20 protein-coding genes are annotated in these 17,080 nt (G+C 31.1%); 10 read left to right on the top strand and 10 right to left on the bottom strand.

What is annotated here, in order from left to right; all coding sequences use genetic code 11:
- Positions 1–273 precede the first annotated feature (273 nt).
- The 3 genes from BVC87_RS19115 to mce all read right to left on the bottom strand — a co-directional run bounded on the left by BVC87_RS19115 (position 274) and on the right by mce (position 2,463).
- Positions 274–1,158 (bottom strand): hypothetical protein, encoded by an 885-nt coding sequence (locus BVC87_RS19115; protein WP_075344012.1) that lies wholly within the window; start codon positions 1,156–1,158, stop codon positions 274–276.
- A 25-nt stretch (positions 1,159–1,183) separates the two neighbouring features.
- Entirely contained in the window at positions 1,184–1,891 is a 708-nt protein-coding gene (locus BVC87_RS19120) for a hypothetical protein (protein WP_075344013.1), read from the bottom strand.
- A gap of 167 nt (positions 1,892–2,058) precedes the next feature.
- On the bottom strand, positions 2,059–2,463 hold the full coding sequence (gene mce, locus BVC87_RS19125) for a methylmalonyl-CoA epimerase (RefSeq protein ID WP_075344014.1): 405 nt from the start codon (positions 2,461–2,463) through the stop codon (positions 2,059–2,061).
- 548 nt (positions 2,464–3,011) lie between these two features.
- On the opposite strand from mce, the gene BVC87_RS19130 reads away from it, so the two are divergent.
- The 6 genes from BVC87_RS19130 (at position 3,012) to BVC87_RS19160 (ending at position 8,673) form a co-directional block, all read left to right on the top strand.
- The gene (locus tag BVC87_RS19130; RefSeq protein ID WP_075344015.1) at positions 3,012–3,644 is read left to right on the top strand and encodes a hypothetical protein; all 633 of its coding nucleotides are present in this window, start codon (positions 3,012–3,014) and stop codon (positions 3,642–3,644) included.
- 490 nt (positions 3,645–4,134) lie between these two features.
- Positions 4,135–4,794, top strand: a complete 660-nt coding sequence (locus tag BVC87_RS19135; protein WP_075344016.1) for a hypothetical protein — start codon at positions 4,135–4,137, stop codon at positions 4,792–4,794.
- Between the two features lie 593 nt (positions 4,795–5,387).
- The gene (locus tag BVC87_RS19145) at positions 5,388–6,161 is read left to right on the top strand and encodes a sensor histidine kinase (RefSeq protein ID WP_075344018.1); all 774 of its coding nucleotides are present in this window, start codon (positions 5,388–5,390) and stop codon (positions 6,159–6,161) included.
- A gap of 30 nt (positions 6,162–6,191) precedes the next feature.
- The gene (locus BVC87_RS19150; protein ID WP_075344019.1) at positions 6,192–6,836 is read left to right on the top strand and encodes a response regulator transcription factor; all 645 of its coding nucleotides are present in this window, start codon (positions 6,192–6,194) and stop codon (positions 6,834–6,836) included.
- A 202-nt stretch (positions 6,837–7,038) separates the two neighbouring features.
- Positions 7,039–7,434 (top strand): 30S ribosome-binding factor RbfA, encoded by a 396-nt coding sequence (gene rbfA / locus BVC87_RS19155; RefSeq protein ID WP_075344020.1) that lies wholly within the window; start codon positions 7,039–7,041, stop codon positions 7,432–7,434.
- Positions 7,435–7,473: 39 nt separating this feature from the next.
- Positions 7,474–8,673 carry an ABC transporter permease gene (locus BVC87_RS19160; RefSeq protein ID WP_075344021.1) on the top strand — a complete coding sequence of 400 codons (1,200 nt, stop codon included), beginning with the start codon at positions 7,474–7,476 and terminating at the stop codon, positions 8,671–8,673.
- Between the two features lie 593 nt (positions 8,674–9,266).
- Here the strand turns inward: BVC87_RS19160 and dusB are convergent.
- Genes dusB through BVC87_RS19175 form a run of 3 tightly spaced genes read right to left on the bottom strand, consistent with a single transcriptional unit; the run spans position 9,267 to position 11,052 of the window.
- Positions 9,267–10,268, bottom strand: coding sequence for a tRNA dihydrouridine synthase DusB (dusB, locus tag BVC87_RS19165; RefSeq protein WP_075344022.1), 1,002 nt, complete (start codon positions 10,266–10,268; stop codon positions 9,267–9,269).
- Positions 10,269–10,313: 45 nt separating this feature from the next.
- Positions 10,314–10,643 carry an ArsR/SmtB family transcription factor gene (locus BVC87_RS19170; protein WP_075344023.1) on the bottom strand — a complete coding sequence of 110 codons (330 nt, stop codon included), beginning with the start codon at positions 10,641–10,643 and terminating at the stop codon, positions 10,314–10,316.
- A complete protein-coding gene (locus tag BVC87_RS19175; RefSeq protein WP_075344024.1) occupies positions 10,627–11,052 on the bottom strand; it encodes an SRPBCC family protein in 426 nt (141 codons plus the stop codon). Before BVC87_RS19175 ends, BVC87_RS19170 begins: the two co-directional genes overlap by 17 nt.
- A 135-nt stretch (positions 11,053–11,187) precedes the next feature.
- Between BVC87_RS19175 and BVC87_RS19180 the strand changes: the two genes are divergently transcribed.
- The 4 genes from BVC87_RS19180 to BVC87_RS19195 all read left to right on the top strand — a co-directional run bounded on the left by BVC87_RS19180 (position 11,188) and on the right by BVC87_RS19195 (position 14,752).
- Positions 11,188–11,925: a prolipoprotein diacylglyceryl transferase gene (locus BVC87_RS19180; RefSeq protein WP_075344025.1), complete on the top strand. Its 738-nt coding sequence runs from the start codon at positions 11,188–11,190 to the stop codon at positions 11,923–11,925.
- A complete protein-coding gene (locus BVC87_RS19185; RefSeq protein WP_075344026.1) occupies positions 11,915–13,309 on the top strand; it encodes a radical SAM protein in 1,395 nt (464 codons plus the stop codon). The genes BVC87_RS19180 and BVC87_RS19185 overlap by 11 nt, the downstream gene beginning before the upstream one ends.
- Positions 13,306–13,497, top strand: a complete 192-nt coding sequence (locus BVC87_RS19190; RefSeq protein ID WP_075344027.1) for a hypothetical protein — start codon at positions 13,306–13,308, stop codon at positions 13,495–13,497. The genes BVC87_RS19185 and BVC87_RS19190 overlap by 4 nt, the downstream gene beginning before the upstream one ends.
- 268 nt (positions 13,498–13,765) lie before the next feature.
- The gene (locus BVC87_RS19195) at positions 13,766–14,752 is read left to right on the top strand and encodes a Gfo/Idh/MocA family protein (protein WP_159439391.1); all 987 of its coding nucleotides are present in this window, start codon (positions 13,766–13,768) and stop codon (positions 14,750–14,752) included.
- A 28-nt stretch (positions 14,753–14,780) separates the two neighbouring features.
- Here BVC87_RS19195 and BVC87_RS19200 read toward each other — a convergent pair whose 3' ends face one another.
- From BVC87_RS19200 to BVC87_RS23255, 4 genes are read right to left on the bottom strand one after another with little or no spacing between them, the layout of a single operon-like run.
- Positions 14,781–15,683, bottom strand: a complete 903-nt coding sequence (locus tag BVC87_RS19200) for a DUF5777 family beta-barrel protein (protein WP_075344029.1) — start codon at positions 15,681–15,683, stop codon at positions 14,781–14,783.
- Positions 15,665–16,057, bottom strand: coding sequence for a hypothetical protein (locus BVC87_RS19205; protein ID WP_075344030.1), 393 nt, complete (start codon positions 16,055–16,057; stop codon positions 15,665–15,667). The genes BVC87_RS19200 and BVC87_RS19205 overlap by 19 nt, the downstream gene beginning before the upstream one ends.
- Positions 16,035–16,568 (bottom strand): YceI family protein, encoded by a 534-nt coding sequence (locus BVC87_RS19210; RefSeq protein ID WP_075344031.1) that lies wholly within the window; start codon positions 16,566–16,568, stop codon positions 16,035–16,037. Before BVC87_RS19210 ends, BVC87_RS19205 begins: the two co-directional genes overlap by 23 nt.
- A 20-nt stretch (positions 16,569–16,588) precedes the next feature.
- Complete coding sequence (locus BVC87_RS23255) at positions 16,589–16,945, bottom strand: hypothetical protein (protein ID WP_143569844.1); 357 nt, start codon at positions 16,943–16,945, stop codon at positions 16,589–16,591.
- Positions 16,946–17,080 lie beyond the last annotated feature (135 nt).

Consider the following 17,080-nt stretch of genomic DNA (forward strand, 5'->3'; position numbering starts at 1 on the left):
AACTTCGAGTGAAATTATTCGCAATTAAATGAAGAATAATTTTATATCGAGAAGTATTCGGATAGTTCTCGATACATTTTTTACTACGTTAACACTTCATAAAAAATACTCGAACTGACATATACGAAAAATTAATCGTAGATGTATAATTTTCAATTTAAGATTGTTTAAGTTTCTTAAAAGCATAAGGAGTGAAATACTGGTTATTCATAAAAAACAAAAAGGAATGAAAACAGCTTTCATTCCTTTTCGAGATCTAAAATTAAATTGATCTTATTTTACAAAATCGATTGTTGTACAAGAAGATAGTGTTCCACATGTAGTAGAGGTAGCTTCAAAACATACTTCAACTTTCCCCGATTGTTGTACGTGATCTTCAATTAAGATAAAGCTAGGTCTTCTTGGAGTAACTACAGTACCATTAACAGTCCACTTTATAGAACTTTGATCAATATCTCTAATGCTTATAATTTTTACTGCTGCAAATTGCTTTTTAGAAAAAGAAAATTCAAAAACACCATTACCAAAAACAGTACAATCTATTGGTTTTGGATCACCAGGCTCTTCCTCTTCTGATCCACTATCTCCGTTTTGATCGTCATTCCCATTGTCGTTGTTTTGATCATCAGAATCATCTTGGTTATCGTCTCCATTATTCCCGTTTTGATCATCAGAATCATTTTGGTTGTCGTCTCCATTATCCCCGTTTTGGTTGTCAGAATCATCTTGGTTATCGTCTCCATTATCCCCGTTTTGGTTGTCAGAATCATCTTGGTTATCGTCTCCATTATCCCCGTTTTGGTTGTCAGAATCATCTTGGTTATCGTCTCCATTATCCCCATTTTGATCATCAGAATCATCCTGATTATCATCTCCATTATCCCCGTTTTGGTTGTCAGAATCATCTTGGTTATTGTCTCCGTTATCCCCGTTTTGATTATCAGAATCATCTTGGTTATCGTCTCCGTTATCCCCGTTGTCACCATCATTACCATCTCCGTTATCACCATTATCGTCATCAGAATCTTGCATTTCACTTAATGCATTTTCTGCTCCTTCAACTATTTCAGCTAAATTTTCCTCTTCAACTGGATTTTCATTTTGTTCACAAGCAGTAAATACTAGAGTGAATACAATTAAGAACTTTAATAATTTCATGTTTAAAAAGTTTTTTAGTTATTATTTATTGCTTTACGTAGTCAAACGTAATCGTTCTTTCAACTTTACCACAAGGTGATGATGCTTCAAAAGAAACAGTAACCTGACCAGATTGAGAAACGTGGTTTTCTAAGATGATAAACTTAGGTCTCACAGAATTTACTTGACCTCCGTTAACTTTCCAAACAATAGTACTAGCATCTATATTTCCTAATCTATTCATAAATACGTAAGTGCTTTTACCTGAAGGCGATGTAGCTTTTCTTAAATTTTCAAAACTACAGTTGTTGTCATCAGTTCCGCTATTTCCGTTATCTCCATTATCGCTATTTTGATCATCAGAACCGTTGTTACCGTCTTGTCCATCATCTCCATTTTGGTCATCAGATCCGTTGTCATCGTTTTGTCCGTCATCTCCATTTTGGTCATTAGATCCGTTGTCACCGTCTTGTCCGTCATCTCCATTTTGGTCATCAGATCCATTGTCGCCGTCTTGTCCATCATCTCCATCTTGTCCATCAGAACCGTTGTCACCGTCCTGTCCGTCATCTCCGTTGTCGTCATTTTCTCCATCGGCATTTTCATTGTCGGGGTTTTGACTGTTAAAATCGTCAATAGCATCCTCAATTTCCTGAATAACGGAAGATTGATCTTCAAGCTCGTTTAATCCTTCATTTTGTTCACACGAAGTGAATACTAAAGCAAACACAATCAATAGCTTTAATAATTTCATAATTAAAAAGTTTTTAGTTATAATATTAGTTACGGGATAAAACTTTTATGGGGGCTTTATCCCAATTCTGTAGTAATACAATTGAGTATTAAAAAACCCTACATTTTTTTCGAAAAAAATGTAGGGTTTTTGGTAAGTGTTTGATTGTTAGTAGTCTTGTCTGGGAGTTATTTTGTTATTTCTTGACACAATTCAATTAATACACCATTGGTAGATTTAGGATGTAAAAAAGCAACCAGTTTATTGTCAGCTCCTTTTTTAGGAGTTTCGTTGAGTACGATAAATCCCTCTTCTTTCAATCTTGCTATTTCACTTACAATATCATCTACAGCAAAAGCAATGTGATGAATACCTTCACCTTTTTTCTCTATAAATTTAGCAATAGGACTATCAGGCTTGGTAGCTTCTAATAATTCTATTTTATTAGGACCAGTTTTAAAAAATGAAGTTTTAACACCTTCACTTTCTACTTCTTCTATTTTATAATGAGGAGCTCCAAATAAAGAAGCAAAAAGCTGATTTGATTTTTCTAAATCTTTTACAGCTATACCAATATGTTCTATTTTATCCATAGTGTAAAAGTAAAATTTTTTTAAAAGACCTCATAGGTTTTTAAAACCTGTGAGGTCTCATCATGATGAAGTTATTAGTATCATTGAAAATAAATCCTAAGCCTAGTTGAAGAGAGAATGCAACAATTTTTGTGTCAATAAGGAGATTTTAGTTTTTAAACTATAGATTACTTCGTCGTTGCCTTCGAGTACCTCAGGCAACGCCTTATGATGGTGTTTTATTGTCTTTGCGAATGAACCCTGAGCTATGTCGAAGGGAGAATGAAGCAATCTGTTTTTAGTAATTTAAATTGTTAAGTAGTTACCTTCAATAAATTCAAGCAACTTGCTGTTTTGGAAAATAGTTAAAAACATAGAGGTGGAATTTCATATCTACGCACATTGAAAATTATTTAATAGAAATAAAAAAACTTAACACTCAACTAACATTAAAAGAAAATAGTTAAGTAACTTTGTAGAAAATTGTTAGCTGTATACTTTCTAAATTATAAATGCTATGAAAAACAGCTTCCTAATATGAATTTATTAACCATTTAAATTTTATATATATGAAAACAATTAAAATTGTTGCTATTGCACTATTAACAAGTGCTGTAACGTTCATCGCGTGTCAAAAAGATGAAGAAACGGTAAATCCTACTGCAGAAGCCGAAGTAGAAAGACCTTGGAATATGTTGTCTTACAAAGAGATGATTGAAAGGTTAGAGGATTATGATAAAACAAGAAAGCCAGTTTTGGAACAAGCACTAGGATATGAAGATACACGGATAAACTTTTATTCTATTGAGACTTTAGAAAATTATATCGCTTATGTAAAGCAGTTATCTAAAGAAAAAGGGATTGAATTAACCGGAATTAATTTTGTTTCTGGAGCATATCCGAAAAATGCTGACTATGGTACACCAGGCTATCAGAGTATTATGCTTATGCCAACTACAACTATTAATGGGAAAAACATATCTTTTGACCCTGTACAATCTACAACGGAAAAAGTAGTAACCATGAAACAAATATTTGCTAATTACGGATACAATTGGGTATATGATAGTAAGGAAGATTATGAGAATAGAAATGTTGCGAATAAAGAAATACAAGATAATTTGGCTAAAAGAGCTCAAAAATCAGATTTGGAGAGTGCTGGAAGTAATTTTGGTAAGGTTACACCTCCTTACGCTAAATAAAACTTAATTGTAAACTTTTTAAAACTAACCATTTCACATCATTGTGAAGTGGTTTTCTTTTTCAATAATTTTTGTCATTGTTAATGAACCGTGAGCTATGTCGAAGGGAGAATGAAGCAATCTGATTATCGATAAAGAGATTACTTCGTCGTTGCTTTCTACATTTCCTCCGAGAGCCTCAGGGAACGCTCAGACAACGCCTCATAATGAATTTTTTATATCCATTATTTTTAATTTACATAAAAAAATACTGTCAACTGAAAACTGATTACTGTTAATTGATCAGTGATTATTGATCACTGATAATTGACAACTATTCACTGAAAACCCCTACAATCCTCACAGGAAAGACACTTAAGGCTAAAAGGGGTTTTTCCTGTTTTTTAGTATATAACTTCTTGATTTCTTTGATAAGAACTTAAATTGTTTGTTTTGCGTATTGAAATAGCTTGTATTTTTGAGACAAAGTCAACAACAAACTTATATTATCATGAAAAAAATACTACAGGCTATTCTAGGAATCTTTGGATTCAAAGTGTTAACAAAAAAAGAGTATAAAGCGTTACTACCTGCCAAACCAATTGACCCAGCAGAACTAGAAACATTACTAACCTATGAAGAGGTAGTAGATATGTTGCAAAATTATGATGAAACCCGATTAAAACCATTAATAGATATACTTGGTTTTGAAGATAGCAGGATCACTACCTTCGATTTTAGAGAATTAAAAAAGTATATGGCATTTATGGAACATCAAGCAGAAGAAAAAGGAATTCGATTAAAAGGAATTAGTTTTATTAAAGGTGTGTATAGTGGTAAAGTATCAAAGAATGAGAACTTTATAGAATATGAAAATTTATTTTATGTACCAACAACTATGGTGAATAATGAAGAAGTGTTAGTAGATGTGATCAATTCTAAGAAAGGAGAGCTAGTAACCTTTAAACGAATGTTAGCAGAATTTGGATACGAATGGCGCTATGATAATATCAAAAACTTTAAATTGAAAGCGAATCTACAGATAGAGCAATTACAGAAGGTAGAGTCTCAAGTATTAAAATCGATGGTAATGATGAGAGAAAGTGAACAACTGAAGTTAAGTAGTGCAGGAAATATGGGGACTATAGCTCCTCCATTACCTTCAAAATAATATTTTATGGAATTTCAAATCTTTACTGTAGTTATTCAAGTTTTTGTAGCATTAATGTCGGTGTATTATTTTTTTAAAAAAGATAAATCACCTTTTGTTTTTGCTTTGACATTATTATTAGCTTTAACCGCTATTGTAGAGATTTCTGGAGCTGTTTTAATTTACGTATTTAGAAAAAATACTCTTTATCTTCATTATTTTAACATTCTCATAATGTATACACTTATTTTTAGAATGTATACACTAATTATAAGTAATAAAAGAAAGAAAAATATTATGCAAATTATGCATATAGTTTTCATTATATTATGGGGTGTGTTTTTGTTTGAAAAACAAATAGGTTATACAATTATAATCGGGTCTTTTAATACAAGTATTTATTTATTTTTCTATTTGAATCAATTGTTAACATCTGAAGAAATAATTAACTACAAAAAAATACTACCATTTTGGGTAACAGTCAGTTTTTTTACATTTTATTTACCATCTGTACCCTTTTTTATTATAGTTAGCTATTTGAAAGATAGACCATTATTTGTTATTTTGAATATTTTGACATTAGTTATGAACTTAATTCTTATGTACGGTTTTATATGCAGCAACAAGGAGGAGAAGTACTAATAATATCAACTATAATAATAGGATTAATTGTTGTTTTCCTAGTGTTACTTTTTACAGTGTTTCAACGCCGTAAAAATCAGTTATTACGAGAGAAATCAGAAGAGAAAAAAAGATATGAGCGAGAGCTTGCAGAAACACAAATAGAAATACGAGAAGAAACCTTACGAAATATCAGTTGGGAGTTGCACGATAATATTGGGCAACTCCTTACTTTAGCTAAAATACAATTGCAACAAGCCTCTCCTGAAAATTTAGATGATATTTCAGAAACCATAACTAAAAGTTTAACAGAAATACGAACACTATCTAAACTTATCAATCCTGAGTTTATAAAAAATGTAACCTTAAAAGAAGCTCTACAACTAGAAGTAGAGCGTTTTAATCGTTTACAGTTTATTGAGGCAAGTTTAGCAATTCAAGGAGAAGAAAAAGAAATTAATCAGAAGCATGGGACTATTTTATTCAGAATTTTACAAGAGTTTTTTTCCAATACGATAAAGCATGCTAAAGGATCTAAATTAGAAGTAATTTTAAATTTTACTGATGAAATACTAACCATTACAGCAAAAGATAATGGTATTGGGTTTACCATGAGTGAGGTAGCAAAAAAGGGAATTGGCTTGCATAATATGAAAACAAGAGCACAATTGATTAACGCTACAATTAATTTGGAATCTAAACCTAGTTATGGTACAGAATTAAATATTTATTATTACTTTTATGATGTATACTCCCCTATACAATAGTTATTTACTAATCTAATAATCAGTCAACAAATGAAGTATTCAGTTGTTGTGGTAGATGATCATACACTTCTATCACAAGCTATTGAGAGCATGGTTAATACGTTTGACAAATTCAAGGTATTATACACATGTAAAAATGGGGGGGAAGTACAAGAGAAGTTTCAAGCCTCTCCAAGGAATATCCCAGATATTGTTTTGGTGGATGTAAATATGCCAGTGATGAATGGTATAGAAACTACAGAGTGGATCGTCGCTAATTATCCGAATGTGCATGTATTGGCACTTTCTGTTGAAGACGCTGACGGAACAATTCTTAAAATGTTAAAAGCTGGTGCTATTGGGTATCTTTTAAAAGATACTCAAAAAGAAGTACTAGAAAAGGCATTATTGGAGATCATGGAAAATGGTTTTTACCATACTAGAAATGTAACTAATCTATTGTTAGATTCTGTTTCAGGTAAGAGTAGCAAAAATCAAGTGAATTTTAAGGAAAACGAAATAAAATTTATGCGATTGGCTTGTTCGGAACTTACCTACAAAGAAATTGCAGAACGGATGTTTTTGAGTCCTAAAACTATTGATGGATATCGAGATAGTTTATTTACAAAGCTCGATGTTCGAAATAGAGTCGGTTTGGTTATGTATGCGATAAAGAATAAAATTTTTACGCCATAGCATAACAATTACTTTTCCAAAAAAATATAATAATACTAGGTGGTTGGTTAAGCCTGTCGAAACCAACCACAAGGTATTATTGTGTTTTAGTCTAAAGCTCGAAGTTTGGAAGCTTGAAGTATGTTGTACATCACAACTCGTAATTCGTAATTAAAAAGTCTTAATTCCTAATTGATTAAATATTTATCAATAAATTTGCAGCATGGAAGAAAGCAATAGACAGCGAAAGATAGCGGCCGTACTGCAGAAAGATTTAGTTGATGTATTACAGCGTGCTGCTCAAAATGGAATGAAGGGAGTTATTATATCTGTATCTAAAGTATCTGTTACGGCAGATTTAGGTGTGGCAAAAGTATATTTAAGTGTTTTCCCATCAGAAAAAAGAGAAGAAATAGTAGAAGGTGTAAAATCGAATACACCATTAATTCGTCATGAATTATCACAAAGAACAAGAAATCAATTAAGAAGAATGCCTGAATTGTTGTTTTTTGGTGATGACAGCTTGGATTACATTGAAGATATTGACAAATCCCTAAAAGGAGAAGACGATAATCCAATAAAAAATCCTGAAATATTACCACGTCGTCAAAAAAGATAACCGATAATAATTAGTACATTGCTGCTAATTTTATAAGCATTGAATTTTCCATTTTACATAGCAAAACGTTACTTACGATCTAAAAATAGCACTAACGCTATTAATATCATTACAAGTATAGCTATGTTTGGTGTTATAGTAGGTACAATTGCTTTATTTGTTATTTTATCTGTTTTTTCAGGATTACGAACTTTTAGTTATTCTTTATTGAATGATTCTGATCCAGATATTAAAATCTCTGCGACTAAAAGCAAAAGTTTTGAGTATAGTAAACAACTAGATGAGATTTTAATTTCAGATATTCATATCGCATCATTTTCTAAAGTAGTTGAAGAACGTGTTTTTTTAAAATATGGAGATAAAAGCCATATCGCTTATGTAAAAGGTGTGGATGTAAATTATAATGAAGTAGTTCAAGTAGATTCTTCGTTATGGTCAGGAACTTGGATAGATCCTGAGTTTCAGAATACAGCTGTTATAGGTTATGGTATTTATGCTAAACTTTCACTTCATAATAATGTAAGACCATTACAGGTTTTTGTACCCAAACCAGGAAAAGGATTGTTGAATCCTAATAATGCGTTTAGATCTACAAACACACAAGTAGTGGGTATTTATAATGGTTCTGAAGATTTCAGGAATAAATATGTATTTACTGAAATAGAAGTAGCACAAGAGTTACTAGGCTTAGCAAACGATAGAGTTACAAGTATAGAATTGAAAGTTAGAGACGAAGAAACTATAGATGAACAAGCAAAACAACTACAAGAAGCCCTAGGAAGTACGTATAAAGTACAAACTCGAGTGCAATTAAATCAATTGATTTATAAAGTAATTAATACAGAAAACTTTGTCTCGTATCTTATTGCTACACTTATTGTAATTATAGCTTTGTTTAATATTATAGGGTCTATTATTATGATGATTTTAGATAAACGTAAGAACTTAAAAACACTATCTAACGTTGGAGCAACAGTAAAAGAAATCAAACAAATTTTTACATTTCAAGGTTTACTGTTATGTCTCGTGGGTATGTTGATTGGTTTACTTATAGCTGTGATTTTAGTGTTATTGCAATATTACATGGGATGGATTAAAATTGCGGTTGGAATTCCATATCCAGTGGAATTTAAATGGTTTAATTTAGGAATAGTAGCATTAACCATTTGTGTTTTAGGTTTTGCAGCTTCTAAAATTGCAAGTAGTAGAATTACTAGAAAGTTTATAGAAGCATCTTAGATCTACACTTAAGATAATGATGAAAAAGCCTAGCTAGGGTATATTTTTTTTGATTGATACAGATGTTTCTTTTTAGGGATCTATTATTTCAAGATTTAAGTTATGTTTCATCTGTGCTATCAAAAACATTTTGAATCAGTGTAAAGATTCAATCAACTTCATTAGTATGACACATTAATTTTTATAAAGTCACAATAGTCTGATTCATTTTGAATTACGGTGTGTTTTATTTCTACCTTCTTTCTTCAAACGAAAATATGACATTCACTACTGTAAATGTCATATTAAATATTTTTTGATTTTTGTAAGATTTTGATTGCTCTAAAAAAGAACAGGGGATTAAAAAACGAACCTAGCTAGGGATTTATTTTTTGGTTGATACAGTGGAAATGTTTCTTTTTAGGGATCTGTTATTTCAAGATTTACTTTATGTTTCATTTAAACGGCATCAAAGTAATTTAAGGGAATAACTTAGGGATTATTTCTTATTAATTACACAGCAAAATTAAGGTTTATGTGTGTTATACATAAAGTTATTAGTTTTTTCTTAGTATTTCATCGATAAAAGGAAGAGAAATATAGACGAATGGTAATTATTTCATTTCTGCTATTCGGGCATTACCAAACTTATTTTCTATCTCTGTGAATGTATCAAAAACATCTTTCGGATCATCAGATGTCACTAATTTCAAACGGTGTTCTTTAAAATGTGGAATCCCTTTAAAGTAATTCGTGTAATGCCTTCTTGTTTCTACTACACCCAAATGTTCGCCTTTCCAATCAATAGACATTTGTAAGTGACGGCGAGCGACTTCCACACGTTCTGCTATTGTAGGCTTAGGTAAGTGTTCACCTGTTTCAAAATAATGTTTAACTTCATTAAAAAACCATGGATATCCTATAGAGGCTCTACCAATCATAGCGCCATCTAAACCATAAGAATCACGCATTTCCATAGCTTTTTCAGGAGAATCAACATCACCATTACCAAAAACAGGAATATGCATTCGAGGATTGTTTTTTACAGCAGCAATAGGTTTCCAGTCTGCAGAACCTTTATACATTTGTGCTCTAGTTCTACCATGGATAGAGATGGCTTTAATTCCAACATCTTGTAAACGTTCAGCAACTTCTACAATACGTATAGAATCATGATCCCAACCTAAGCGCGTTTTTACAGTAACTGGTAAATCGGTATGCTTCACCATAGCTTCTGTAAGTTTTACCATCAGATCAATATCTTTTAGAATACCTGCACCAGCTCCTTTAGAAACTACTTTTTTTACAGGACACCCAAAATTGATGTCAATAATATCAGGTTTCGTTTTTTCAACGATTTCTATAGAACGAAGCATAGAGTCCATATTAGCACCGAATATTTGGATACCAACAGGACGTTCTTTTTCGTAAATATCTAATTTAATTACACTTTTTGCAGCATCACGAATTAAACCTTCAGAAGAAATAAATTCTGTATATACTACGTCAGCACCATTTTCTTTACATAAAGCTCTAAATGGCGGGTCGCTTACATCTTCCATTGGTGCTAAAAGCAACGGAAAATCAGGCAGTTCTATATTGTCAATCTTTACCATAATTCAAAATCGTTGCAAAATTACAGTTTTTTTGAATAATGGTTTTTACTTTTTTTGATCTAAATAACTACCAAGCTGATCTAATGCATTATCCCAGAATTGTTCGTAGAAATTTAACCAGTTTTTTATTTCTTTTAAAGGCTTGGTGTTAGGAAAACAAAAACGTTCTCTTCCTTCTGTTTTTATTTCCACTAAACCAGCAGATTCAAGAGTTTTAATATGTTTAGTTACTCCTTGTCTAGTCATATCAAAATCTTTTGCAATTTGAGTTATAGACATAGCAGAAGCTGCCACTACTAACACATGGAAAATTTTACGTCTAGTAGGGTCAGCTATAGCTTTAAAAAGTAAATCTGTATTAATTTGCTTCGACATATTTTGCTAAATAATCATTCAGTAAATTTAAACAGTTTATCCATCCACCAGTAAAACTGTCAAACATTTTTATTGCAGTTTCGTGTGGATAATTAGCAATCCCCGTGTGTGTTAGAGTTAGCTTAGTGCCATTTTGGATTGGTTCTAATAACCAGGTTACAGTAGTTTCAATACTTGTGCCCGAAACTATCCATGTGTAGACTAATTCGTAAGGAGATGCTTTTTTTACTTCTCCTTTAATCTCACTGCAATCTTCTTCTTTTGAAGAAAAGGTGTACTGGTACCCAACAATGGGTTTAAAATCAGCATTTAAAAACCACTCACTAATTTTTTTTCCTTCAGAAATCGCTTTCCAGATATCCTCTATTGGGTGTTTGAAAAGTTTTTCTTTTGTGATTGTGTCTTTCATAATTTTAAAATTTAAAGATTATAGGCAACTTTATGGTTGCTAAATTATGGTATTTATTTTTTATGCGCAACTTTTTGGTTGCTTATTAATGGAAGACTTTTTTATAAGTTTGATAGCAATCAAAAAAATTAACCGTTGGATATCCCTTTTGAACCCGTTATTTTCAACTATACAATCAATATTCATCTAATTTTAGAGTATTTGGCTTTTTTCTTAGGATATAGATATTATGCCTATCTGAAGAGACATCAAAAAGATATTATTTCTTCAACCAACAGATTGTATATCATTTTAGGAGCGGCTATTGGAGCACTTTTGGGCTCTAGAATAGTAGGACTTTTAGAACATCCGCAATTATGGAGTCAAAAGTCAATAGTGTATTTGTTGAATGTAAAAACCATTATGGGAGGTTTGTTTGGAGGTTTGCTAGGGGTAGAGTTAGCCAAAAAGATTATAGGAGAAAAACATTCTTCTGGAGATTTATTTACGCTACCTATTATCTTGGGAATTTTCATTGGTCGAATTGGTTGTTTTTTATCAGGAGTAAATGAATTTACTTATGGTAAGGAAACAAACTTCTTTATGGGGATGGATTTAGGGGATGGATTACTTCGGCATCCTATAGCTTTATATGAACTACTTTTTTTATTGATTTTGTTCTTCATTTTAAAAATATGCAGTAAAAAGATTAATGAAAGAGGAGATCTTTTTAAACTATTTATGCTCTCATATTTTGGCTTTCGATTTGGTATAGAATTTTTAAAACCGAATCAATTTTTTGTGCTTGGATTGAGTAGTATTCAAATATTATGCATAATTTGTTGGTTATATTACTATAGATTTATATTAAAAGCTATGAAATATGCCCGTTAGAAAATATACCTACTACGATTTTACACTAAGTTTATGTCCTGAATGTTTACGGAGAGTGGATGCCAAAATTGTGTTTGAAAATGATAAAGTATACATGTTAAAAAGATGTCCAGAGCATGGAACTTCTAAAGTATTAATTGCTGATGATGTTGAATATTATAAGAATATCAGAAACTATAACAAACCTTCAGAAACACCATATACTTTCAATACAAAAACGCATTATGGCTGCCCATATGATTGTGGTTTATGTCCAGATCATGAACAGCATTCCTGTTTAACCGTTTTAGAGGTAACAGATCGATGTAATTTAACCTGTCCAACCTGTTATGCAGGTTCTTCCCCACATTATGGAAGACATAGAACCTTAGATGAGGTGAAAAAAATGTTAGATACTATAGTGAAAAATGAAAAGGAACCAGACGTTGTACAAATAAGTGGTGGAGAACCAACTATTCATCCTCAGTTTTTTGAAATTTTGGATTATGCAAAATCACTACCCATTCGCCATTTAATGCTCAATACTAATGGGATTAAAATAGCGAAAGACAAAGATTTTGTAGCACGATTAAAAAGTTACACCCCTGATTTTGAAATTTACTTACAGTTTGATTCATTTAAAGAAGAGGTACTGCAACAAATGCGTGGTGCAAAATTGACTGAAATACGGAAACAAGCTATAGCGAATTTAAATGAAGTCAATTTATCAACAACATTAGTAGTTACGCTTCAAAAGGGGCAAAATGACGATGAAATAGGGCAAATCATAGAGTACGCACTACAACAAAAATGTGTGCGCGGAGTAACATTTCAGCCTACACAAATAGCAGGAAGATTAGAGAACTTTAATCCTGAAACTGATCGATTAACCTTAACGGAAGTTAGAAGAAAAATTTTAGAACAAGCCCCTGTTTTTAATGGAGACGATTTAATTCCTGTGCCCTGTAATCCTGATGCATTAGTTATGGGGTATGCATTAAAGTTAGATGGAGAAGTTTTTCCATTAACACGATATGTGAATCCAGCAGATCTTTTAGATAATAGTAAAAACACTATTGTGTATGAACAAGATGAACAATTACATGGTAAAATGATTGAGTTGTTTAGTACAGGGAATTCAGTAGAGGTTGCTGAAGAAAATCTGAAATCTATAATGTGCTGTTTACCTAACATTGATGCCCCTAATTTGGGCTACGATAATTTATTTCGAATTATTATCATGCAGTTTATAGATGCCTATAATTTTGATGTTAGAGCGATCAAAAAGTCATGTGTTCATATCGTGGATAAAGACTATAAAATCATTCCTTTTGAAACTATGAATCTGTTTTATAGAGATGATAAAAAGAAACGATTAGAAGAACTTAAAAAAGAAAGTGTATGATTTTAGAAGTCGGAGATATGTCTGGTATAGTAGTCATAGTTTTTATAGTATTATTATTACCACCAATTCTGTTAATTACCATTGGACTTTTATTACGAAAGAAGTATAAAGAGTTAGCTGTTGTTTTTTATATTCTAGCCGTACTTTATTTATTAATAGGAATAGGTTTGTGCTTTGGTGGCTTTTAATTAAATTGAAATATGTTTTTTGGATTTACAATACTACTTCTTCCTTTTATTTTAATACTTATAGGAGTTTTACTCAAAAAAGAGCATAAACAAGCATCCAAATTTTTAATTGGATGTGCTATTTTTTTGATTGTAATTGGTATTGTAGGTTTTGGACTTTGTGTCGGGATTTTGTCAAGTTGATTTTTGAGGTGATTTTGAATATTTACTACTAATTTGTACTTGTTTATAATAGTACCTTTTATTTTTAAATTTTAATTACTTTATTTTGAAAAAATACAATTGGGCAATCTTAGGTTGTGGATGGATTGCAGAAATATTTGCAGGGGATTTACAATTGTTGGACAATGCAAACCTATATGCTACTGCTTCACGTGACTTATCTAAAGCTCAGGGTTTTGCAGAAAAATTCGGGTTTGAAAAATCATATGGAAGTTATGTAGAAATGTTAGAAGATGAACAAGTAGATATTGTTTACATTGCTACACCACATACATTTCATTGTGAACATACTCTATTATCATTACAACATAATAAAGCCGTATTATGCGAAAAAGCATTTGCTATTAATGAGAGCGAAGTGCAATCGATGATCGATGCATCAAAACACCATCAAACTTTTTTAATGGAGGCTTTCTGGACTCGTTTAGTACCTACTTTTCAAAAAATATTAAAAATTATCGCTTCTAAAGAATTAGGAGAATTGAAAATGGTACAGTCTGATTTTATGTTTCATTCACCTTTCAATGATCAAAGCAGATTATATAATTTAGATTTGGGAGGAGGGGCTTTATTAGATATTGGTATTTATCCTGTTTTTACGGCATTAGAAACTTTAGGGGTTCCTGAAAATATAATTACAAATGCTATAAAAAGTCCTACAGGTTCTGACCAACATATAGATATTATTTTTGAATATGAAAATGATAAAAGAGCTTATTTACGAGCAGGTTTTATGAATGATTCTTGTAACTATTCTATTTTTCATTTTGAAAAAGGGACGGTACAAATTTCTAGAGAAATGAACTGTCCAATTGTGATTAAAACTGAAAATGGAATTGAAGAATTGAAAGAAGATGATGGGGCAGGATATGGATATTACTTTGAAGCTGCCCATGTTATGGAGTGTCTAGATAAAGGAGTAATTGAAAGCCCGGTACTTTCAAATAATTTCAGTTTGCAATTGATACAAACTTTAGATAAAATTAGAAAACAAATAAACTTAGTGTATCCAAATCATGATATTCATGATTAATTAGATACACTAAGTTGTATGCTTTAGGTTAGAATACTCTTACAATATTAAATCCAAATACAATATCTCCATCAGCATTACTAATAAATCCAGGTTCATTGGTAGATTGTGCATTGGTAAATAATAATTGAAATACATGTCCTCCAGTTTCAATATCTACACCAAAAGCATATGGGTTATAAAAAATTGAGTTTTCATCTCTATTAAAGTTATGGGTGTATTCTGCATTAAAACTAACGCGTTTGCTTAGTTTTATGCGGCCACCCAAACCTAAGGCAAATTGATTATGATTTGCAGTACCTGTTTCTTCTAAGATTTGTAAATTTTCTCTAACATAAGTTGGAGCAATTTGAAAAGAGAAATTTTTAGAAAATCTACGAGAAGCTAATAATTGTAAAGCATAACTAAATCTATCTTCATCAATCATTCTATAATTCGTAAATCTTCTGTTATTCAATTCAGTATTAATATTGATCGTTCCATAACCTGAAAGGTTTAAAGGAAAAGAATCTGATTGTCTAGCTAATCTTACTTTACTAGCAAAAGCAACTGTTTTTTCAAAAGATTCTCTACTTATTGAAAACTGAATACCATCGAAAAAACTATATAATAATTCAATTTTAGTGTTGGCCTGATCTAAACCTAAAAACGTATCTAATCCATCTTTTAAAGGTCCAAATCTATGAGAAACTACTAAGTATAAATCACCTTTTTCAGCTACTTTTGTAGATTGTAAATTGGCAATTTTTAATGTTTTAAAAGCAGGTAGTTCAAATGACTTTTCTTTGTTTTTAGACGTATCATCTTGTTTAGCTTCTTCTGCTTTAATCTCATCATCTAATTCTTTAAGCAAATCATCTTGAGCAGTAACAAAATTTGAACTTAAAATAAATAGAAATGCAAATAATTTGATTAGTTGTTTATAATACATTGGTTTAGTTTTAATTCTTCTAAAAGATCATCATAGCCAATAACAAGACCTTTCACTTTTAGTGTTTGATTTTCTTTAAACGTAGTCAAAATAGCATTATCAGTAAACTGACAAAAGATAGTATTGTCAAGAATAATTCCTTCATCGTTTACAGCAGATACAACACCTTCAATAACAATTACCTTATTATTCCATATAGATGCATCTGTATTTAATAAGGTTAAAAAATCTTTGGACGTACCTTCAAAATCAACTTTGGTAGTTTGTGCAACATCTTCTGTTGTTTTGAAAATTTGTTGATAACCTATAACAGATCCTATAATGATCAGTGCTACAATGAGAAGAGTTACTTTATTTTTTTTTAGAAAACTCATAGTTTAAATCTACAGTAATTTCTCTAGCTATTTTCTTACGTACAACGCTAGGAATTTTAATGTTAAAATCACCAGGAAGCAATATAAAGTTAGAGGTGAGTATAACTTTATCATTAACTTTAGAAATTGTCCCTTTAGTTTCTATTTCTTTATCTATTCCTCTAATGTTTATGGATCCTTTAATATCAACTTCTTTACTTCCAGTTAAAGATTTTACATCTAGATCTTTAATATGTCCTTTAAAAGTAGCTTTAGGGAACTCATTAGATTCCATAAAATTTTCATTAAAGTGCTCTTGCATTAAAGCAACTCTAAATTTAAAAGCACTAATAAAAAGTTGCGAAGCAATCCTTCCATCATTAGTTAGTATAGCGGATGTACTTTTATTTAAAGCTTGTACAGGTTCAAAAGCTGCAACATTAGCTTTAAATCCAGTTGAACCAGTTCTGGTATAATATTTTTGACTGAATATTGATTGAGAAATCAATACTATAATAATAAAAAGTCTCATAGTGATATTGGGTGAATTGTTTATTGTTCTAGATAACCGTCGTCTTTCCATTTATTAATAATGTTTCTGGTAGGACTGGGTAATTGTCCTGTAGGAGGCATAAAATTAGTAGTGCTGTTAATTCTACCAAAAAGATTACCATTTTCAGCAGCATTTCTCACTAAATCATACGTAGTAAGTGATAAACCTGCTGTAGGTGATACATTGTCATGGCAAGCGGCAGTAGCACAGCTTGAATTAATGATGCTTTTAACATCTTTTTCGTACGTGATCTTAGTTGACGGATCTATTGGGTCTTCTGCTGGAACTTCTGATGAAGAACAACTAGCGATTAATAAACCTAGAACCAAAGACGATAGTTTGATTGAATTTTTCATAATTAGAGGATTGTGTTAGTTTATGATTAATATATATTGGACTTAAATTTATTAATAAAAATAACTACTTGTTAATTTAATTCCATTTATATAAACTAATTTTTATCTCGTATTGTTGTTTAACGTTGACAAATT

The sequence above is a fragment of the Tenacibaculum agarivorans genome, assembly GCF_001936575.1.
Taxonomy (GTDB): domain Bacteria; phylum Bacteroidota; class Bacteroidia; order Flavobacteriales; family Flavobacteriaceae; genus Polaribacter; species Polaribacter agarivorans.

What these genes read in the sequence shown, in the direction of transcription:
- BVC87_RS19200 (WP_075344029.1), bottom strand. Translation starts at nt 15,683, where the DNA reads ATGTATTATAAACAACTAATCAAATTATTTGCATTTCTATTTATTTTA.
- BVC87_RS19175 (WP_075344024.1), bottom strand. Translation starts at nt 11,052, where the DNA reads ATGAAAGACACAATCACAAAAGAAAAACTTTTCAAACACCCAATAGAG.
- BVC87_RS23255 (WP_143569844.1), bottom strand. Translation starts at nt 16,945, where the DNA reads ATGAAAAATTCAATCAAACTATCGTCTTTGGTTCTAGGTTTATTAATC.
- BVC87_RS19190 (WP_075344027.1), top strand. Translation starts at nt 13,306, where the DNA reads ATGATTTTAGAAGTCGGAGATATGTCTGGTATAGTAGTCATAGTTTTT.
- mce (WP_075344014.1), bottom strand. Translation starts at nt 2,463, where the DNA reads ATGGATAAAATAGAACATATTGGTATAGCTGTAAAAGATTTAGAAAAA.
- BVC87_RS19205 (WP_075344030.1), bottom strand. Translation starts at nt 16,057, where the DNA reads ATGAGTTTTCTAAAAAAAAATAAAGTAACTCTTCTCATTGTAGCACTG.
- BVC87_RS19145 (WP_075344018.1), top strand. Translation starts at nt 5,388, where the DNA reads ATGCAGCAACAAGGAGGAGAAGTACTAATAATATCAACTATAATAATA.
- BVC87_RS19170 (WP_075344023.1), bottom strand. Translation starts at nt 10,643, where the DNA reads ATGTCGAAGCAAATTAATACAGATTTACTTTTTAAAGCTATAGCTGAC.
- BVC87_RS19210 (WP_075344031.1), bottom strand. Translation starts at nt 16,568, where the DNA reads ATGAGACTTTTTATTATTATAGTATTGATTTCTCAATCAATATTCAGT.
- BVC87_RS19135 (WP_075344016.1), top strand. Translation starts at nt 4,135, where the DNA reads ATGAAAAAAATACTACAGGCTATTCTAGGAATCTTTGGATTCAAAGTG.
- rbfA (WP_075344020.1), top strand. Translation starts at nt 7,039, where the DNA reads ATGGAAGAAAGCAATAGACAGCGAAAGATAGCGGCCGTACTGCAGAAA.
- BVC87_RS19120 (WP_075344013.1), bottom strand. Translation starts at nt 1,891, where the DNA reads ATGAAATTATTAAAGCTATTGATTGTGTTTGCTTTAGTATTCACTTCG.
- BVC87_RS19185 (WP_075344026.1), top strand. Translation starts at nt 11,915, where the DNA reads ATGCCCGTTAGAAAATATACCTACTACGATTTTACACTAAGTTTATGT.
- dusB (WP_075344022.1), bottom strand. Translation starts at nt 10,268, where the DNA reads ATGGTAAAGATTGACAATATAGAACTGCCTGATTTTCCGTTGCTTTTA.
- BVC87_RS19130 (WP_075344015.1), top strand. Translation starts at nt 3,012, where the DNA reads ATGAAAACAATTAAAATTGTTGCTATTGCACTATTAACAAGTGCTGTA.
- BVC87_RS19150 (WP_075344019.1), top strand. Translation starts at nt 6,192, where the DNA reads ATGAAGTATTCAGTTGTTGTGGTAGATGATCATACACTTCTATCACAA.
- BVC87_RS19115 (WP_075344012.1), bottom strand. Translation starts at nt 1,158, where the DNA reads ATGAAATTATTAAAGTTCTTAATTGTATTCACTCTAGTATTTACTGCT.